This window comes from Roseomonas marmotae (assembly GCF_017654485.1).
Classification (GTDB): domain Bacteria; phylum Pseudomonadota; class Alphaproteobacteria; order Acetobacterales; family Acetobacteraceae; genus Pseudoroseomonas; species Pseudoroseomonas marmotae.
Genome location: NZ_CP061091.1, coordinates 3,017,226 through 3,034,974 on the forward strand (window position 1 = coordinate 3,017,226; position 17,749 = coordinate 3,034,974).

Annotated in this window: 19 protein-coding genes; 9 read left to right on the top strand and 10 right to left on the bottom strand. The window is 70.3% G+C overall.

Annotation, left to right across the window (positions count from 1 at the left end; genetic code table 11):
* Positions 1-39: 39 nt before the first annotated feature.
* Positions 40-1,209 carry a M20/M25/M40 family metallo-hydrolase gene (locus tag IAI58_RS14135; RefSeq protein ID WP_207445583.1) on the top strand — a complete coding sequence of 390 codons (1,170 nt, stop codon included), beginning with the start codon at positions 40-42 and terminating at the stop codon, positions 1,207-1,209.
* 36 nt (positions 1,210-1,245) lie between these two features.
* Here IAI58_RS14135 and IAI58_RS14140 read toward each other — a convergent pair whose 3' ends face one another.
* Complete coding sequence (locus IAI58_RS14140) at positions 1,246-3,009, bottom strand: histidine kinase famiy protein (RefSeq protein ID WP_207445584.1); 1,764 nt, start codon at positions 3,007-3,009, stop codon at positions 1,246-1,248.
* Between the two features lie 108 nt (positions 3,010-3,117).
* On the bottom strand, positions 3,118-4,287 hold the full coding sequence (locus IAI58_RS14145) for an MFS transporter (RefSeq protein ID WP_207445585.1): 1,170 nt from the start codon (positions 4,285-4,287) through the stop codon (positions 3,118-3,120).
* A gap of 208 nt (positions 4,288-4,495) precedes the next feature.
* On the opposite strand from IAI58_RS14145, the gene IAI58_RS14150 reads away from it, so the two are divergent.
* The 4 genes from IAI58_RS14150 to dmeF all read left to right on the top strand — a co-directional run bounded on the left by IAI58_RS14150 (position 4,496) and on the right by dmeF (position 9,874).
* Positions 4,496-7,426 carry a helicase-related protein gene (locus IAI58_RS14150; protein WP_207445818.1) on the top strand — a complete coding sequence of 977 codons (2,931 nt, stop codon included), beginning with the start codon at positions 4,496-4,498 and terminating at the stop codon, positions 7,424-7,426.
* A gap of 10 nt (positions 7,427-7,436) precedes the next feature.
* Positions 7,437-7,724, top strand: a complete 288-nt coding sequence (locus IAI58_RS14155; protein WP_207445586.1) for an RNA-binding S4 domain-containing protein — start codon at positions 7,437-7,439, stop codon at positions 7,722-7,724.
* A gap of 118 nt (positions 7,725-7,842) precedes the next feature.
* Positions 7,843-8,901, top strand: coding sequence for an alpha/beta hydrolase (locus tag IAI58_RS14160; protein ID WP_207445587.1), 1,059 nt, complete (start codon positions 7,843-7,845; stop codon positions 8,899-8,901).
* 4 nt (positions 8,902-8,905) lie between these two features.
* Positions 8,906-9,874: a CDF family Co(II)/Ni(II) efflux transporter DmeF gene (gene dmeF / locus IAI58_RS14165; protein ID WP_237182236.1), complete on the top strand. Its 969-nt coding sequence runs from the start codon at positions 8,906-8,908 to the stop codon at positions 9,872-9,874.
* A 9-nt stretch (positions 9,875-9,883) separates the two neighbouring features.
* On the opposite strand, the gene IAI58_RS14170 is transcribed toward dmeF, so the two are convergent.
* On the bottom strand, positions 9,884-10,660 hold the full coding sequence (locus IAI58_RS14170; protein WP_207445588.1) for a class I SAM-dependent methyltransferase: 777 nt from the start codon (positions 10,658-10,660) through the stop codon (positions 9,884-9,886).
* 83 nt (positions 10,661-10,743) lie between these two features.
* Between IAI58_RS14170 and gloB the strand changes: the two genes are divergently transcribed.
* The 4 genes from gloB to IAI58_RS14190 are packed head-to-tail and all read left to right on the top strand — an operon-like array spanning position 10,744 to position 13,136.
* Positions 10,744-11,475, top strand: a complete 732-nt coding sequence (gene gloB / locus IAI58_RS14175) for a hydroxyacylglutathione hydrolase (RefSeq protein WP_207445589.1) — start codon at positions 10,744-10,746, stop codon at positions 11,473-11,475.
* A 13-nt stretch (positions 11,476-11,488) separates the two neighbouring features.
* Entirely contained in the window at positions 11,489-12,082 is a 594-nt protein-coding gene (locus tag IAI58_RS14180; protein WP_207445590.1) for a glutathione S-transferase family protein, read from the top strand.
* A complete protein-coding gene (locus IAI58_RS14185; protein WP_207445591.1) occupies positions 12,082-12,534 on the top strand; it encodes a cupin domain-containing protein in 453 nt (150 codons plus the stop codon). Before IAI58_RS14180 ends, IAI58_RS14185 begins: the two co-directional genes overlap by 1 nt.
* The gene (locus tag IAI58_RS14190) at positions 12,531-13,136 is read left to right on the top strand and encodes a class I SAM-dependent methyltransferase (protein WP_207445592.1); all 606 of its coding nucleotides are present in this window, start codon (positions 12,531-12,533) and stop codon (positions 13,134-13,136) included. The genes IAI58_RS14185 and IAI58_RS14190 overlap by 4 nt, the downstream gene beginning before the upstream one ends.
* A 61-nt stretch (positions 13,137-13,197) precedes the next feature.
* On the opposite strand, the gene IAI58_RS14195 is transcribed toward IAI58_RS14190, so the two are convergent.
* The 7 genes from IAI58_RS14195 to IAI58_RS14225 form a co-directional block, all read right to left on the bottom strand.
* Positions 13,198-13,707 carry a pyridoxamine 5'-phosphate oxidase family protein gene (locus IAI58_RS14195; RefSeq protein WP_207445593.1) on the bottom strand — a complete coding sequence of 170 codons (510 nt, stop codon included), beginning with the start codon at positions 13,705-13,707 and terminating at the stop codon, positions 13,198-13,200.
* Between the two features lie 60 nt (positions 13,708-13,767).
* Positions 13,768-14,232, bottom strand: a complete 465-nt coding sequence (locus tag IAI58_RS14200) for a PaaI family thioesterase (RefSeq protein WP_207445594.1) — start codon at positions 14,230-14,232, stop codon at positions 13,768-13,770.
* Between the two features lie 121 nt (positions 14,233-14,353).
* Entirely contained in the window at positions 14,354-14,578 is a 225-nt protein-coding gene (locus IAI58_RS14205; RefSeq protein ID WP_208775960.1) for a hypothetical protein, read from the bottom strand.
* A 97-nt stretch (positions 14,579-14,675) separates the two neighbouring features.
* A complete protein-coding gene (locus tag IAI58_RS23615) occupies positions 14,676-14,897 on the bottom strand; it encodes a GFA family protein (RefSeq protein WP_208775961.1) in 222 nt (73 codons plus the stop codon).
* Between the two features lie 80 nt (positions 14,898-14,977).
* Positions 14,978-15,556, bottom strand: a complete 579-nt coding sequence (locus IAI58_RS14215) for a DUF4893 domain-containing protein (protein ID WP_208775962.1) — start codon at positions 15,554-15,556, stop codon at positions 14,978-14,980.
* Between the two features lie 38 nt (positions 15,557-15,594).
* Positions 15,595-16,512, bottom strand: coding sequence for an ABC transporter ATP-binding protein (locus IAI58_RS14220; protein WP_207445597.1), 918 nt, complete (start codon positions 16,510-16,512; stop codon positions 15,595-15,597).
* Positions 16,509-17,570, bottom strand: a complete 1,062-nt coding sequence (locus tag IAI58_RS14225) for an ABC transporter ATP-binding protein (protein WP_207445598.1) — start codon at positions 17,568-17,570, stop codon at positions 16,509-16,511. The genes IAI58_RS14220 and IAI58_RS14225 overlap by 4 nt, the downstream gene beginning before the upstream one ends.
* Between the last annotated feature and the right edge of the window lie 179 nt (positions 17,571-17,749).

Sequence of the window (17,749 nt, forward strand, 5' to 3'; positions counted from 1 at the left end):
CAGGCTGCGAAGCCGAACCGCCTGCAGGAGCACCGCCCCATGGATCTCGCGACGCCTTCGGACCTCTCTCCCAATGCCGCCAGGGCCCTGGCGCTGCCCTTCACGGCGGAGGCGCTGCTGGCCAGCCTGCGCCCATGGGTGGAGCAGGAGAGCCCGACCTACGATGCCGGTGCCGTGAATGCCATGATATCGCTGGCGATGCGGGACATGGCCCTGCTGGGCGCGCAGGTGGAGCGCATCCCCGGCCGGATGGGCTTGGGCGACTGCATCCGTGCCCGCTTCGCACCGCCTGGCGCGGCGGAAGGCGGCATCCTGATCCTGGCGCATCTGGACACCGTGCATCCCGTCGGCACGCTAACCAATGGCTTGCCCTTCCGCGTGGAGGGCCCCCGCGCCTTCGGCCCCGGTATCTACGACATGAAGGGCGGCACGGTGCTGGCGCTGCGGGCGCTGGAGGCGCTGGCCCAGGCCGGCATCCCCACCAGCCGCCCGGTGACGGTGCTGCTGACCAGCGACGAGGAGATCGGCAGCCCCTCCACCCGCGACCTGATCGAGGCCGAGGCCGCGCGCCACCAGGTGGTGCTGGTGCCGGAGCCCGGGCGTGGGAACCACGGCGTGGTGACCGGCCGCTATGCCATCGCCCGCTTCAAGCTGCGCGCCACCGGGCGGCCCAGCCATGCTGGCGCACAGCTTTCCGCCGGGCGCAGCGCGGTGCGGGAGATGGCGAAGCGGCTGATCGCCATCGAGGAGATGACGACGGAGGCCTGCACCTATTCCGTCGGCGTCATCCATGGCGGGCAGTGGGTGAACTGCGTGCCCACCTTCTGCGACGCCCAGGCGCTCACCATGGCCAAGCGGCAGGCGGACCTGGACGCGGCGGTGGAGAAGATGCTGGCCCTGAACGATGCCAGCGGCGAGGTGCGCTTCGAGGTAGAACGCGGCGTCACGCGGCCGGTCTGGGAGCCGGACGCGGCGGTGATGGAACTCTACGGGCTGGCGCGGCGCCTGGGCGCGGAGCTGGGCCTGACCATCGGGCATGAGAGCGCCGGCGGCGGCTCGGACGGCAATTTCACGGGTGCCATGGGCATCCCGACGCTGGACGGGCTGGGGGTGCTCGGCGGCAATGCCCATACGCTGAACGAACACATCCTGCTGGAAGAACTGGTACCCCGTGCCCGGCTGCTGGCGGCGCTGCTGGCGAGCGTCTGATGTTCTCCCGCCACCCGGCCCGCGCGGGCCGGGTGGTCAGCCCTCGTGCCGGGGGCCCTGCACCTCGTAGCGCGGGGCCTGGACGCCCTCCCGCGGCCTGCGGTCCAGCGCGGCGCGGACCCGCTCGGCCAGCGCGGCACGGCGGTAGGGCTTGCCCACCACGTCCCAGGACGAGACGCTTGGTCCCTGCGCGACCAGTTCATCGTTATAGCCGGTGGTCAGCAGCACCGGCATCCCGGGCAGGCGTTGCCGCACCTTCTCGGCCAACCCCAGCCCGTTCATGCTGCCGGGCATCAGGATATCGCTGAACAGCAGGTCGATCCCTTTCCAGCCGCGCTTCTCCAGCACCTGCAAGGCCTCATCCGCGCTGGCCGCGGTCAGCACGCGGTAGCCCAGCCCCTCCAGATGCTCGCAGGCCAGGGCCAGCACATCCTCGCTGTCCTCGACCAGCAGGATGCATTCCTGCCCTCCCCGCGGCTCCTCCCGCCTCTCGGGCGCGGCAGGCCGGGCCGGCGCGGCAATCCCGGCCGCCTCCTGCACGGCGGGGAAGAGCATCCGCACGGTCGTGCCCCGTCCCGGCTGGCTCTCGATCTCCAACTGCCCCAGTGACTGCTGCACGAAGCCCTGCACCATGGCCAGGCCGAGACCCGTGCCCCTGCCCGTGCCCTTGGTGGTGAAGAAGGGCTCGGTGGCACGCTCCCGCACATAGGGCTCCATGCCCTCGCCCTCATCCGTGACCGAGAGCACCACATAGGAGCCACCCGGCAGCTCGCTGTCTTCCAGCAGGGTGGTGCCGGTGGAGATCGTGATGGTGCCGCCGCAGGGCATGGCATCCCGCGCATTGATCAGCACGTTCAGCAACGCCATTTCCAGATGCGCGGCATCGACCAGGATCGAGGGCAGGCGCCGGCGCAGGTTGATCTGCAGGTCCACCTGGTTACCCGCCGAACTCTCCAGCATCTCGCTGAATTCATGGATCAGGCTGTTGATATCCGCCAGCCGGGGCTCCAGGCGCGTCTTGCGGGCGAAGGCCAGCAACTGCCGCGTCAGCTTGCTGCCGCGCTCCGTGGCCTCGCCGGCGCGCTCGATATAGTGCGCCATCCTCTCATCGGCATGCGGCCCGAGGCGGATGCGCAGCAACTCCAGGCTGCCGGCGATGACCTGCAGCAGATTGTTGAAGTCATGTGCCAGGCCGGCGGTCAGCTGGCCGATGGATTCCATCTTCTGCGCCTGGCGGAAGGCCTGCTCGGCCGTGCGCCGGCGCGTGACATCCAACTGGGAGGCGAAGAAATAGAGCAGCCGCCCGGCCTTGTCATAGACGGGTGCGATGAAGAGGCCATTCCAGAAGGGCGTGCCGTCCTTCCTGTAGTTCAGCAGCTCCGCCGAGATCGGGCGCTTCTCGGCGATGGCCTCGCGCAGTTCGGCCACCTTCTCCCGGTCCGTCTGCACACCCTGGAGGAAACGGCTGTTGCGTCCGACGATCTCCTCCTGCCGGTAGCCGGTCAGGTCCTCGAAGGCGCGGTTGGCGAAGACGACCGGATTATCCGGCAGATTCGGATCCGTCAGGATCATCGGCATCCGCGTCATCTCCACCGCGGCGAAGAAGACGTCGTCGCGGTGCTTCAGCCCGGGCTCCGTGACACGTGCTTCGTGCCATTGGAGGAGGCCAGGACCACCTGTCGCGGAAAAGGACATCGCTTCATGCGGGCCCGCCACTGGCTTCCTGCCGCCCTGCCCATCCTGTTCCGGCAGATCGGCATCCCAGGCAGCGCCGCCAGCATCATCCTTGTCCACATTCATCCCCGATTCTTCCGCTGCTCGCCCTTCTGGCGGCGCCGATCCGGGATGAGAACCAATGAGACCGGCCAACGGAGGACGGCTTGAGAAGATTTGACCCGGTGCGGTGCTTCAGTCCTGGCGCGGGAACCTCTCGCCCGCCAGCCGCCAGCCAACCGGCACGGCCAGGAGGCAGAGCGCCGCCATGACCCAGAAGACACCGCCGCCGAAGGTGGCATAGAGCGGGCCGCAGGCCAGGGTCAGCAGTCCCATGCTCAGGCCGCTGCCCAGGCTGGCATGGAGCGTCTGCGCCGTGCCCGCCTGGGCGGGGGGCACCATGGAAACCAGCAGGCGCATCGCCGCCAGATACTGCGCGCCGAAGGTCAGGGCATGCAGCAGCTGGCCCAGGACCAGCGCGGGCAGCCAGGTGGTGCTGCCCAGCAGCCCCCAGCGCAGCACCCCGCCCGCCGCCGCGAGCAGCGTCAGCCCCCGCGCGCCCAGCCGCTCCACCAGCCGCCCGCCCCAGGCGAAGAGGATGATTTCCGCCACCACGCCCAGCGCCCAGAGCAGGCCGATGGTGACGGGCGGATACCCCGCCGAGCTCCAGTAGATGGCGCCAAAGCCATAGAGCGCGGCATGGCTGCCCTGGATCAGGCCGGTCAGCAGCAGCAGGCGGCGGAACCCCGGCACGGCCAGCACGGCGCGGAAGCCGCCCCGTGGCCGGGCCAGCCCCTCTCCATCCGAGGTGCGGCGCAGCAGCAGGGTGGCGGCGGCCGTCAGGGCCAGCATCGCCGCCATCAGCAGCGGCACGACGTCGTAGCTCCAGCGACCCGCCGCCCAGCCCGCCAGGGCCGATGCCAGGATGAAGGTGGCCGAGCCCGCCGCCCGCACGCGCGGGTAGTCCAGCCGCCCGCGCCGCGCGGCTGAGAGCGTCACCGCCTCGGACAAGGGCGTGACCGGCGCCAGGGCGGCACTGAAGACCGCCTGGGCCAGCAGCAGCCCGACGATGCCGGCCGCCGCCAGCAAGCCGCAGGCCGCCAGGGCCGCCGCGGCCGCCATGATGCCCAGCAGCAGGCGCGGATCGCCCAGCCGGTCCGCCAGCCGCCCGGCCAGCGGCCCCGCCACCAGCCGCACGGCCGAGCCCAGCGCCAGCACCATGGCCACCTGCCCGGCATCCAGCCCGCGCTGGGTCAGGAAGGCCGGCAGGAAGGGCTGGGAAATGCCCAGCGCCGCATAGGCGGTGCCCAGCAGCGCGGCGTGGCGCGCGGCATCGGCCGGGATTCGGTCGGGGAATGGCTGCATGGAGGCCGCTACCCTGCCCCAGCCGCCCGGCCACCGCCAGGAGGGTGCGGCCCTTTGACGCGGCGCGGGGTATCCGGCCGCGCACAAAAGGCCTTTAACTGCCTCAGCCACCGCGGCCGGAGCATACGCCCCGTTGCCAAGCACCCCCCAATGGCTCCACACACCGGAAGCGATGTCAGCCTTCGTCCCCCAAAGCTCGTCCGCCACCATGTTCCCGGCCCGCGTCAAGGCCATTCTGGGTCCAACCAACACTGGTAAGACCCACTTGGCCATCACGCGGCTGCTGGCGCATGCCTCCGGCATCATCGGTTTCCCGCTGCGCCTGCTGGCGCGCGAGAACTACGACCGCATGGTGGCCGCCAAAGGGGAGCGATACGTCGCCCTCATCACCGGCGAGGAGAAGATCGTCCCGCCCGAGGCGAAGTGGTTCGCCTGCACGGTGGAGGCCATGCCTCTGGACCGGCAGGCCGAATTCGTCGCGGTGGACGAGATCCAGCTCTGCGCAGACCCTGACCGGGGCCATATCTTCACCGACCGGCTGCTGAACGCGCGCGGACTGGTCGAGACCATGTTCCTGGGCGCCGAGACCATCCGCCCCCTGCTGCAGCGCCTGGTGCCGCAGGCCGAGATCGAGACGCGGCCGCGCCTCTCGCAGCTCTCCTATGCCGGCCCTGCCAAGCTGACCCGCCTGCCGCCGCGCAGCGCCGTCGTCGCCTTCTCCGCCAGCGAGGTCTATGCCATCGCCGAGGCTATCCGCCGCCGCCGCGGCGGCTGCGCGGTGGTGATGGGGCGCCTCTCCCCCCGCACCCGCAATGCGCAGGTGGCCCTGTATCAGAACCGCGAGGTGGATTTCCTGGTGGCGACCGACGCCATCGGGATGGGGCTGAACATGGATGTGGACCATGTCGCCTTCGCCTCCCTTCAGAAATTCGACGGCCACCGCCCGCGCATGCTGACGCCGCAGGAGGCCGCGCAGATCGCAGGCCGTGCCGGTCGCGGCATGCGGGATGGCTCCTTCGGCGTGACGGCGGATTGCCCGCCCCTGCCGGACGAGATGGTGGAAAAGATCGAGACCCATCATTTCGAGCCGCTGCAGACGCTCGCCTGGCGCAATTCCGACCTGGATACGACCAGCATCGATGCGCTGCTGGACAGCCTGGCCCTCGCCCCCAACCAGCCCGGCCTGGCGCGCGGCAACGACGCGACGGACCACATCACGCTCGAAGCCCTCTCCCGCGATCAGGATGTGCGGAAGCTCGCCACCTCCCGCGCCAGGGTGCGGCTGCTCTGGGAAGCCTGCCAGATCCCGGATTTCCGCAAGCTGGCGGATGACAGCCACACCAAGTTCGCGGCCAAGATTTTCACTCATCTGGTTCAGGATGGGGCGCTGCCCAGTGACTGGGTGGCCAGCCAGATCGCCCAGCTCGGCAATATCGAGGGCGATCTCGATACGCTGATGTCCCGCCTCTCGGCCATCCGGGTCTGGACCTATGTGGCCGCCCGGGCCGACTGGGTGCGGGACGCGACGCGCTTCCAGTCGGAAGCGCGCGCTGCCGAGGATGCCGTATCGGACGCGCTGCATGAGCGTCTGACGGCTCGTTTTGTCGACCGCCGCGCGGCGCATCTGATCCGCCGGCTGGATGAGACGGAGGAGGAACTGCTCTCCGCCGTCAATCGTAAGGGGGAGGTGGTGGTGGAAGGCCATCCCGTCGGTCATGTCAGCGGCTTCGTCTTCGAGCCGGATGCGTCTGCCGCCAATGAGGACGAGCGCAAGCTGGTGCTGCGCGCCGCCCGCCGTGCTCTGGTGGGCGAGATGCCCCGCCGCGTGACGGCGCTGGAAGCGGCGAAGGACGAGGAATTCGCCCTGACGCCGACCCATCGCATCACCTGGGAGGGCGCCGAGATCGCCCGGCTGAAGCCGGGACCGACGCCGGATAAGCCACAGGTGGACGTGCTGCAATCCGAGTTCCTGGACGGAGCGCAGCGGGAGCGGGTGCGCGCCAAGCTGGCCGCCTGGCTGGAGGCACTGATCGCCCGCGAATTCGCGCCGCTGACGGTGGTCGAGGAAAAGGCGGCCGAGGACAATACCCTGCGCGGCCCCGCCTTCCGCCTGCGCGAGTATCTGGGCCTGGTGCCCGGCGGCACCGAGGCCGAGGTGAACCCGGAGCTCCGGCAGAAGCTGAAGGCCATCGGCATCCGCGCCGGCCGCTTCGCGCTCTACCTGCCGGAGGTGCTGAAGCCCCGCCCCATGGCGCTGCGCGCGCAGCTCTGGGCGCTGAAAGCCGAATGCATCGTGCCGACCCTGCCGGGTGGCGGGCTGGTCTCCATCCAGCAGCCGGAAGGCTGGCCGCGTGGCTTCGCCGCCACCATGGGCTGGGTGCAGGCCGGGCCGGTGCTGCTCCGCCTGGATGTGGCGGAGCGCGTGGCCGGTGAACTGGGCCACCTGACGCGCCGCGCGCCCGCCATGCTGCCGCTCGATGTCGCCAGCCGCCTGGGGGTGAAGGCCGATGCCCTGCCGGCCGTGCTGAACGCCCTGGGCTTCCGCCTGCTGCCGGCCGAGCCGCTGGCGGAGGATGCCTTCGGGCCCCCTGCCCCCGCTATGGTGGGCACGCGGCGGGAGGAGCATCATCGTGGTGCCCGCCCACGCCATCAGCAGCGCCCACAGCGTGGCGCTGGTCGCCCGCAGCAGCCCACCGCCGCGCCGCAGGACGGCACGCCCGCCGAGTCCGGCGCCGCGGGCGAGGCAGGAGCCACGGGCGAGACCGGGGCAGAGGCCACGCCCGCGCGCCCCGACCAGCGCCCGCCACGCCGGGATGGCCAGCGCCACCAGGGCAAGCCGAGCCGTGGCCCGCGCGAGGGGGGCCGTGCCCCCCGCCCGCAGGAGGGCCAGCCCGCCGAGGCGCGCGAGGGCAACCGTCCGCCGCGCGAGGGGCGGCCGGAATTCCGCCAGGGCGACCGCCCGCGCGGCCCGCGCGACGACCGTCCTCGCGGCAACCGCCCCTTCGACAAGCGCGAGGGCCGCGACAACCGTGGCAATGAGGGCCGCACCTACAGCTTCGATACGCCCAAGCCGGCGCAGTCGGCCGATCCCGACAGCCCCTTTGCCGTGCTGGCCAAGCTGAAGCTGAACAAGGGCTGAAAGGCCGGGCGTGGCGGAGACCGAGGACCGGGACTGGCAGCGGCTGGACAAGTGGCTGTGGTGCGCGCGGGTGGCCAAGACCCGCGCGGAATGCAGCCGCTTCGTCGAACGCGGCACGATCCGCCTGAACCGCCAGCCCGTCGATAAGCCCCATGCCAAGCTGCGCCCGGGCGATGTGCTGACACTGGCCCTCGGCGGGCCGGAGCGCGGCGTGGTGCAGGTCTGGCGCGTGCTGGCCCTGGCCGCGCGACGCGGCCCGGCGCCCGAGGCACGGCTGCTCTACGAGGAAATCGTTTAGCGGCGCCCCCGGCTGGCGCGGCGCACCGGGATGTGACAGGCATCCCCGGCGGCGCAGCTTGTTGGGGGATCGAACCCGGCATTGAGTGGTTCTCCAGCCAGAATCTGGAGGAACCTCCGTGTCCATCCCTTCCATCCCGTGCCTCGCGGCTGCGGCGGCACTGCTGGCCTGCGCGCCGGCCGCACTGGCGCAGACCCCGGAATTCCCGCCACGGGAGGTGCCGGCGCGCGACCTGCCGGTGCCCGGCACTGTCAGCCCGCAGATCCAGAAGCTGATCGGCGCGCCGCTGCGGCCGGGCTGGGACACACCCCCCACCACGCCTGAAGGCTGGAAAGCCCTGGCCGATGCGGGCGCGGCATCGGCCAGCCAGACCCTTCCGGCATTGCTGCAACGGCTGCGCGTGAAGGTCGAGCCGCAGACCATTGGAGGCGTGAAGGTCTATCTCCTCACCCCCGAAGTCATTCCGCCGGAAAACCAGAACCGCCTGCTCGTGCATGTGCATGGCGGCTGCTACGTGCTGAACCCACGGGAAGCCGCGCTGCCCGAGGCGGTGTTCATGGCGGGGTTCGGCCGTTTCAGGGTCATCGCGGTGGACTACCGCATGCCGCCCGAGGCCTATTTCCCGGCAGCGCTGGACGATGCCATGGCCGTCTGGAAGGCCGCGACGCAGACCACGGACCCCAGGAACATGGCGATCTTCGGCAGTTCCGCCGGTGGCGCCCTGACGCTGGAGATGGTGCTGCGGGCCAAGCAGGAGGGGCTGCCGCTGCCCGCCGCCATCGCGCCGGGCACGCCGATGTCGGATGTGACAGGGGCGGGCGATTCCTTCCAGACCAATGCGAAGGTGGACAACGTCCTCGTCTCGCCGGACGGATTCTGCGATGCCGCCACCAGGTTCTATGCCAGGGGGCACGACCTCAGGGACCCCCTGCTCTCGCCCATCTACGGCGACCTGCGTGGCTTCCCGCCCACCATCCTCACCACCGGTACGCGCGACCTGCTGCTGAGCAACACCGCGCGCATGCATCGCGCGCTGCGGCGCGCCGGGGTGGAGGCCTCCTTGCAGGTCTATGAGGGCCAGTCGCATGCCCAGTTCTACCGCGACGACACCGCGCCCGAGACCCGGGAAGCCTTCGAGGAAATCGCCGTCTTCTTCGACAGGCATCTCGGGCGCTAACCCCATGGCGCGGTCGCGGCAGTGGCGGGACATGGGCAGGGGACCGTCGGACCACGCGCATGTCTTCCTGGGCGAGCGGCATGACGAGAATGCGCGCCGCACCCTCTGGGTGGTCGCCCTCACCGCCGCCACCATGGTGGCGGAGATCCTGGCCGGCAGCATCTTCGGTTCCATGGCGCTGCTGGCGGACGGCTTCCACATGGCCACCCATGCCGGCGCCCTGGCGGTGGCGGCGGGGGCCTATGCCTTCGCGCGCCGCCATGCCCATGACCGCCGCTTCAGTTTCGGCACCGGCAAGGTGGGCGACCTCGCGGGCTTCGCCTCGGCGCTGGTGCTGGGCCTGGTGGCGCTGAGCATCGCCATCGAATCCGGCACGCGGCTGCTGGAGCCGCGTGCCGTCGCCTTCGGTCAGGCAACGCTGGTGGCGGTGCTGGGACTGGTGGTGAATGTCGCCAGCGCCCTGCTGCTGGGCGGCGGGCAGCATCATGACCACGATCACGGTCACGATCATGGCCATCGCCACCGGCACGCGCATGGTGGGGACAGCAACCTGCGCGCCGCCTATCTGCATGTGCTGGCGGATGCGCTGACCTCGGTGCTGGCCATCGCCGCGCTGCTCGCGGGCCGCTATCTCGGCTGGGTCTGGCTGGACCCGGCCATCGGCATCCTGGGCGCCCTGATCATCGCCCGCTGGTCCTGGGGGCTGATGCGGGACAGCGCCGCCGTACTGCTGGACATCACCGACCCGGAACTGGAGGCCGAGATCCGCCGGCATGTGGAAGGCCCCGGAGATGCCCGTATCACCGACCTGCATGTCTGGCGCGTGGGGCCGGAGGCGCATGCCGCCATCGTCAGCGCCAGCGGCCCGGCGGGCGCCGAGGCCATTCGCGCAAGGCTGGCGCCGGTGCATGAACTGGCGCATCTCACCGTGGAATGCCGGCCGGCCCCTGACCTGCTGAACACCGGCGGCTGAGTGCTGGGGTCAGGCCGCCGGCCGCTTCTCTCCGGAAGCGAAGCGCATCCCCGCCGGTATCAGCACGCGCCGCCCCTGCACGGAGACGGCGCCCGCCGGAACGGCGCCGAACATTTCCTTCCGTGCCTCCACCATGGTCACGCCGGCGAAGCGCGGCGCCAGGGCACGGCCCGCGCGTTCCCATATCCCGGCGCCGCGCAGCAGCATGTGGCTCTGGAAGGGTGGGATGAACAGCGCGCTCCGCCGCCGCTCCACCGTGAACATCGTCCGGCCCAGCAGGCGGGAGATCTGGCCGGGGGAATAGGGGCGCCCCTGGCCAAAGGGCGTGGTGTCGGAATGCGCCCAGATGCCACGCCGGTTGGGCACCACCACCAGCAGCCGGCCATCCTCCTTCAGCACGCGCCAGACCTCACGCAACAGGCGGCGGCCGTTCTCGGCCGTCTCCAGCCCATGCACCAACAGCACATTGTCGAAGGAGAAGTCGGGGAACGGTAGCCCGGTCTCCTCGACCAGGGTGCTCAGATTGGCATGGCCAGGCGGCCAGGGCTGCTGCCCAGCCTCGGCCGGGCTGGCGGCCAGCGCGCGTTCCGCCCTGTCCCGCCACAGGCACAGGTAAGGGGTGGCATGGCCCAACCCCAGCACGCACCGGCCCGTCAGGTCCGGCCACAGCTCCAGCATCCGCTCCCGCAACAGCCGCGCCGCCACGCAGCCGGTGGGCGAGTGGTAGAAGTCCCGGTGCGGGGACTCCGAGGCCGATTCGGGGGATGAGTGGACCTCCGCGCTCATGCATCCGATATAAGGGGGGATACCGGGGCTGACACGCCCTTCCTGCACTGCCCCCTTTCGAACACGAGAGAAGGACAAGACGAATGACCGTGACAGTCCAGGCCGTGCCTTATTCCTCGGACAACTACGCGTGGCTGCTGCGGGACCAGGCGACCGGAACGGTCGCCATCTGCGACCCCGGCGAGGCCGCGCCGGTCATCGCCGCGCTGGATGCCGCCGGCGGCCGCTGCGACCTGATCCTGCTGACGCACCACCATGGCGATCATGTGAACGGCGTCGACGAGGTGCGGGCGAAATACGGCGCCAAGGTCATCGGCGCGCAGGCCGACGCGCATCGCCTGCCGAAGCTGGATATCGGCGTGATCCCCGGCGACACCGTGTCGATCGGCGAGACCGAGGGCCGCGTCATCGACAGCCCCGGCCATACCATCGGCCATATCGCCTTCTACTTCCCCGACGGCGACGTGCTGCTCTGCGGCGATACGCTCTTCTCGCTGGGCTGCGGCCGCCTTCTGGAAGGCACGGCGGAGGATATGTTCAGGGCGCTCTCCCTGCTGAAGCCGCTGCCGCCGCAGACGCTGGTCTGCTGCGGGCATGAATACACCGAAAGCAATGCCCGCTTCGCGCTGACCGTGGAGCCGGACAACCAGGATCTGAAGGACCGGGCCGCCGCCGTGGCCGCGGCCCGCGCCCAGGGGCGCCCGACCGTGCCGGTGACGCTGGGTGAGGAGATGAAGACCAATCCCTTCCTGCGCGCCAGCTCGGCCAAGCGGCTCGGAGAGATCCGCGCCGCGAAGGACAATTTCCGCGGCTGATGGGGCACCGTCCATGAAGCTCTTCTACTCCGCCACCAGCCCCTATGTGCGGAAGGTCGTGCTCTGCGCCATGCTGCGCGGGCTGGATGACCGGATCGAGCGGATCGAGACCAATCCGCATGTCAGCCCGCCGGAACTGCTGGCGAGCAACCCGCTCTCCAAGGTCCCCTGCCTGCTGACGGTGGAGGGCATGGCGATCTACGACAGCCCGGTGATCTGCGAGTATCTGGACGGCTTCGGAACGGCGCGCGGCATGTTCCCGGCGGAACTGCCGGAGCGCATTCCGGCGCTGGTGATGCAGGCGCTGGCCGACGGCATCATGGATGCCGCCGTCGGCCGCCGGCTGCAGCAGCCCTGGCCCCAGGATGAGGGGCGCCAGGCGGCGGATGGCCGCGCCAGAGCGGCGATCGGCCGTGCGCTGGATCAGCTGGAGGCCGCCCCGCCGCGCGGCCTGCACGATATCGGCGCCGTCTCTACGGCCTGCGCGCTGGGCTACCTAGACTTCCGCTTCGGCCAGGATCCCTGGCGGGAGGGGCGGCCGAAGCTGGCTGCCTGGTTCGCCGAGGTTTCGGCGCATGAGGCGATGCGCGCGACGGCGCCCGCCTGATGCGGGCACCGGACCTGCGCGACGCCAGCCTGCCGGCCGTGGCGGTGATCGAGGCCCTGGGACTGAAGCCGCATCCGGAAGGCGGTCACTACCGGGAGATCTGGCGCGATGCGCCCGCCGGGGGTGGCCGGGGTGCCGGCACGGCCATCTATTTCCTGCTCGCCGCTGGCGAGAGGAGCCACTGGCACCGGGTGGACGCGGCCGAGGCCTGGCACTGGTATGCCGGCGGCCCGCTCACCCTTTCCCTCTCGGCCGATGGCAGGAAGGTGGAGGAGAGGAGGCTGGGGCCCGACCTCATTGGCGGAGAGGAGCCGTTCGGACTGGTGCCGAAGGGCTGGTGGCAGGCGGCGCGGCCCCTGTCGGGCTGGGTGCTGGTAGGCTGTACCGTCAGCCCGGCCTTCGATTTCGCCGGCTTCGAACTCGCCCCGGCCGGCTGGAGTCCGGCCCCGTGAGCGACAGCCTGGCCTGGGATGCCCGCTACGCCGCCCAGCCCTGGATGTTCGGGCAGGCGCCCAACCGCTACCTGGAAAGCCTCGCCCCCCGCCTGCCCCGGCAGGGCGAGGCCCTGGCGCTGGGGGATGGCGAGGGCCGCAACGGCGTCTGGCTGGCCCAGCGCGGGCTGCGCGTGACGGCGGTGGACTGGTCCGCCGCCGGGCTGGCCCGCGCCGGTGAGCTGGCCGCCGCGCGGGGCGTGACCCTGGCGACGGAGGCCGCGGACCTGACGCGCTGGCCCTGGCCGGAGGCGCGCTACGACCTGATCGCCTGGATCTTCCTGCATCTGCCGCCCGAGGACCGGGCGGCGGTGGTCGCGGGGGCGCTGCGCGCGCTGGCACCGGGCGGGCTGCTGGTGCTGGAATGCTTCAGCCCGGCGCAGCAGGGACGCCCCAGCGGCGGCCCCAAGGACGCTGCCCTGCTCTGGACACGCGGGCTGGCCGAAGCAGCATTCGCCCCGCTGGAGGTGCTGGAATGCCTGGAAGGCACGGTGCGCCTGGAGGAGGGTCCCAAGCACCAGGGTCTGGCCGAGGTCGTGCGGGGCGTCTGGCGCAGGCCGTGAACGGAAGCACCGCCCGGCCTCGCGGCGGGCGGTGCGGAACGGGTGCTGTCAGCGTCCCGGATCAGTCGTGGAAGGAGACCTTGGCATTCTCGGCCGTATGGGCCGGCTTGCCGGTGGCCGCCGCCTTGGCATAGCCGAAGGCGAAGGTGATGTTGGAGGAGACGGCGTCCCAGTATTCGGCGCCCTGGATCTCCACGGCGATCAGCGCGACGCCCTCTCCCTCCGGTCCCTCCGGCAGCCAGGTGCGGAGGTCCTCGGTCCAGAGCTTCTTGTTCATCTCCTTGTCCCGCACGACACGCGCCTGGCCGGAGATGGAGACGAAATCCTGGCTGCGGGTATCGGAATAGCCCAGCAGCACGCGCGGGTTACCCTCGATCTCATCCACCTTCGGGCTGTCGTCGCGGGTGAAGAACCACAGCGTCTTGCCATCCGCATCGGGCTTCTGGGCGCGCATCGGGCGCCCGCGCAGATGGCCCTCAGGGTCCGTGGTCACCATGATGGCGACCTGGATGTCCTGGATCATCTCGCGCACCTTCACGCGCATCTCGTCGTCGTTCCGAGGAGTGCTCATCACGTATTCTTCCCTGACGGTTTCAGGGAGGAAAACCACCCAGGCGCGGTCCGGTTGCGGTCAGCGGGGCTGCGGGGGCTGCGGGGGCTGCTCCGGCACGCCTTCCACCGTCTCGCTGCCCTTGCGCCAGCGGTGGGTGGAGCTGCCGAAGGCGACCATCTGCCCGGCCGCGTTGAAGACCTCCGTGCGGACGAAATAGATGTTGCGGCCGCGCGATACCATCCGCGCCTCCGCCACCACGCGCCCGGCCAGGGTCTGGCCGGTGAAGCGGCAGTCCAGGTCGATGGTCACGGCGCGGCGGGCATTGCCGGGCACGCTGCACCAGAGGCCGGAGAAGCCCGCCGCCTGATCGATCATGGAGAGGATGACGCCGCCATGCACGATGTTGCTGCGGTTCATATGCTGCTCGCCGGCTTCCATCGCCACGCGGGCGTAGCCATCCCGCCATTCCTCCAGGCGCATGCCCAGCAGGTCGTGATAGGGCGCGGAGGCGGCGGCGAAGTCGGGATTCTCGTTCTCGGACATGGCTGCGGGGGTGCCCGTCACGGGCGGGGCCGTCAAGGGGCTTCGAGGCGCCAAGCCAGGCCCGGGCACCATCGGCTAGCCATGCCCTGGCGCGGCCGGATGTCCCCCGCGATGCACCGCCCTATTCCGGCATGAGGTCGCCCGAACCGCCGCCCTCGGCCGGGAGGTCACGGAACTTCGGCAGGCCGTCGCGCATCGGCAACACGGTTTCGGCGTAGTGCACATGCACGGCCGGCACGAAGGGCAGGTCGGGGATGGTCGCGGCGAAGACATCGACCATCTGCATCGGCGGGTGGCGCGCCATCAGGTGGCCGCCGCACAGCCTGCAATACTGGCGCTCGCTCATCGGCGTCTTGGCATAGGTGCCAATGTGCTCGGCGCCCCTAGAGGCTGTTATGAACCTGGTGCTAGAGAACTGATTTTGCTGGCCTTCCCCAGCGGACCTACCTGCGGAAGGCCGAGCAGATCCAGCATGTTATGAGTGGTTCATAACAGCCTCTAGTGACTTCCACGGCCTCAGGGGACCAGAGGCTGAAGGCATTCACCGGCCCCCCGGACCAGGAACGGCAGGAACGGCAGTGGCAGTAGCCCATGACATTCGGCTGGCCGCTCACGCGAAGCCCGACGGCACCGCAGAAGCAGGCGCCCGAGTAGGAAGCGCTCATGATGTTCCCCGCCCTCTCATCGCTGTACCGCCGAGTGTCGTCCGATCCTGCTCCAGAGCAAGACAATACGCAGCCTGAGGCTAGCGCCGCAGCTCCAGGATATCGAAGCGCGATTCATAGAGCGGCAGCGGCAGTTCCAGCCGCATCCGGTCTTCGGCCAGCGGGATGAGGTAGCCGACCTGATCCCGGCTCAGGTCCATGTTGTAGCGCAGCGGCTTCTCCTCGCCCCAGGCCTCGGCCCCCGCATAGCCCAGGCGCGCGCCTCCGATGTCGTAGAAGATGCCGGAGGTGCGCTGGGAGCCCGTCAGCTTCTCCAGCCGCAGCCCCTCCTCGTCATCGGTGATGCGGCACTTGAAGTCGCGGTAGATCACCAGCGGCGGCCGGCCACCTAGCTTCAGCGCCCGGCAGCGCCATTCGCCCGCCATCCTGGCCGGGGCCATCTCCACCGCCTGGCCCTTCAGCACTTCCGCCAGTTCCGCCACATCGGCCGGCGTGCCGCCGGCGCGTGCGGCGGCGATGGCTTCCCTCCGCGCGCTGTCGAAGCGTTCGAGCCTCTGCTGGTCGAATTCCGTCAGGTCGTTCGGGAAGCGGCCATCCGCCAGGGCCGGGGCGGCGACCAGCATGGCCGCCAGGGCCAGCCAGAAGGGTCGGTGCGTCATACCGCCAGACTAGGACAGCATGACGTGAATATCAGCTTTCAACTGCTGGCGAGCGCCCAGTGGCCGGGTTCCACCTGTTGCAGCACCGCGCCGGGTGGTGGCGGCACGGGGTCGTAGGGGATGCGGCGGCGCGCGGCCTCCCGGTCCGGGTCCGGGATCGGCGCGGCGGAGATCAGGGCTCGGGTATAGGGATGCTGCGGATTGGCGAAGACCTGCTCCGTGCTGCCCATTTCCACGATCCGCCCGCGCAGCATCACCGCCACGCGGTGGCAGAGATGCCGCACCATGCCGAGGTCATGGGCGATGAACAGATAGGCCATCCCCATCTCCTCCTGCAGGTCGAGGAAGAGATTGACGATCTGCGCCTGGATGGAGACGTCGAGCGCCGTGATCGGCTCATCCGCCACGATCAGCTTCGGCCCCAGGGCGATGGCGCGGGCGATGCCGATGCGCTGCCGCTGGCCGCCCGAGAACTGGTGCGGGAAGCGGTCCATGAATTTCGGGTCCAGCCCGACCTGCCGGAACAGCGCGGCCACCCGGTCCCGCCGCTCGGCGGCGTTATGGACGATGCCATGGGTCCGCAGCGGCTCGCCCACGCTCTCCCCGACCCTCAGGCGGGGGTTGAGCGAGGAGAAGGGGTCCTGGAAGACCACCTGCAACCGCTTGCGGATGGGTGCAAGGCGGCTGTGGCCGAGGCGGCTGATCTCCTCCCCCTCGAAATAGACCTCGCCGGCCGTCGGCTCCTCCAGCCGCAGGACCAGCCGCCCCGTGGTGGACTTCCCCGAGCCGGATTCGCCAACCAGCCCCAGCGTCTCGCCATAGCCGATCTCGAAGGAGACGCCGTCCACCGCCCGCACGGTATGGGTGGGGCGGCCGAAGATGTCCTTGGTGGTGTGGAAATGCTTGGTCAGCCCTTCCACCCGCAGCAGCGGCGCCTGCCCCTTGCCCGCGCTCATGCCGCGGCTCCCTTCTCGGCCAGGTCCGGTCGCTGGGCCAGGGCCCTCGGCAGGTCGTACCAGGCGGCCACCAGATGCCCCGGCGCGGCATCCCGCGCCTGCACCAGCGGCGGGACCTCACGGAAGCAGCGCTCGGTGGCGAAGGGGTTGCGCGGCGCGAAGGGATCGCCCGGCGGCGGGTTGGTCATGTCCGGCGGCGCGCCGGCGATCTGCTGCAGCCGGGGGCGGCGCTTCACCTGCCCGGGCGTATGCGTCTCATAGACCCGGCCCTCGCTATGGTCCGGCAGGGAGCGCAGCAGGCCCCAGGTATAGGCGCTGCGCGTGTCGTTGAAGACGGCGCGCGCGGGGCCACGCTCCATGATGCGCCCGCCATACATGACCTGCACATTGTCGGCCAGGCCGGCCACCACGCCCATGTCATGGGTGATCCAGATCATCGCCATGCCGAGCTTCTTCTTCAGGTCCTTCATCAGGTCGAGGATCTGCGCCTGCACCGTCACGTCCAGCGCCGTGGTCGCCTCATCCGCGATCAGCAGCTTCGGCTCGCAGGCCACGCCGATGGCGATCATGACGCGCTGGCGCATGCCGCCCGAGAACTGGTGGGGATACTGCTTCACCCGCTTCCCGGGGTCGGGGATGCCGACGAGGTCCAGCAGTTCCACCGCCCGCGCCTCCGCGGCGCGCCTGGACATCAGCCCATGGCTGGTGATGGCCTCGGCGATCTGCCGCTCCACCGTCAGCACCGGGTTGAGCGATGTCATGGGGTCCTGGAAGATCATGCCGATGCGCTTGCCGCGCAGGTCGCGCAGCTCCCGCTCCGGCATGCTCAGCAGGTCGCGCCCCTCGAAGATCACCTGCCCGCCGGCGATGCGGCCCGGCGGCTTCGGGATCAGCCCGAGCATGGCCAGTACATGCACGCTCTTGCCGCTGCCACTCTCCCCCACCACGCCCAGCGTCTCGCCGGCTTCGAGGTTGTAGGTCACGCCGCTGACGGCATGCACGGCGCCGCCCGCGGTATCGAAGCGGACGGTGAGGTCTTTCACCTCCAGCAAAGGCATCGGAGACATCTCCCGGTTCGAGCTGCGAGGCATGTGGTCTGGCCGGGATTCTTGACGATCCCGTTCTTCCTGGCCCTGGCGGTCCCGGAGCCGCTCGCCGGCCTGCTCCATGACCGCCGGACCGCTGTTCGGCGCGCATCGTTACTTGCCCGGCGATTCTGCCGGGGCCCCTCATGCTC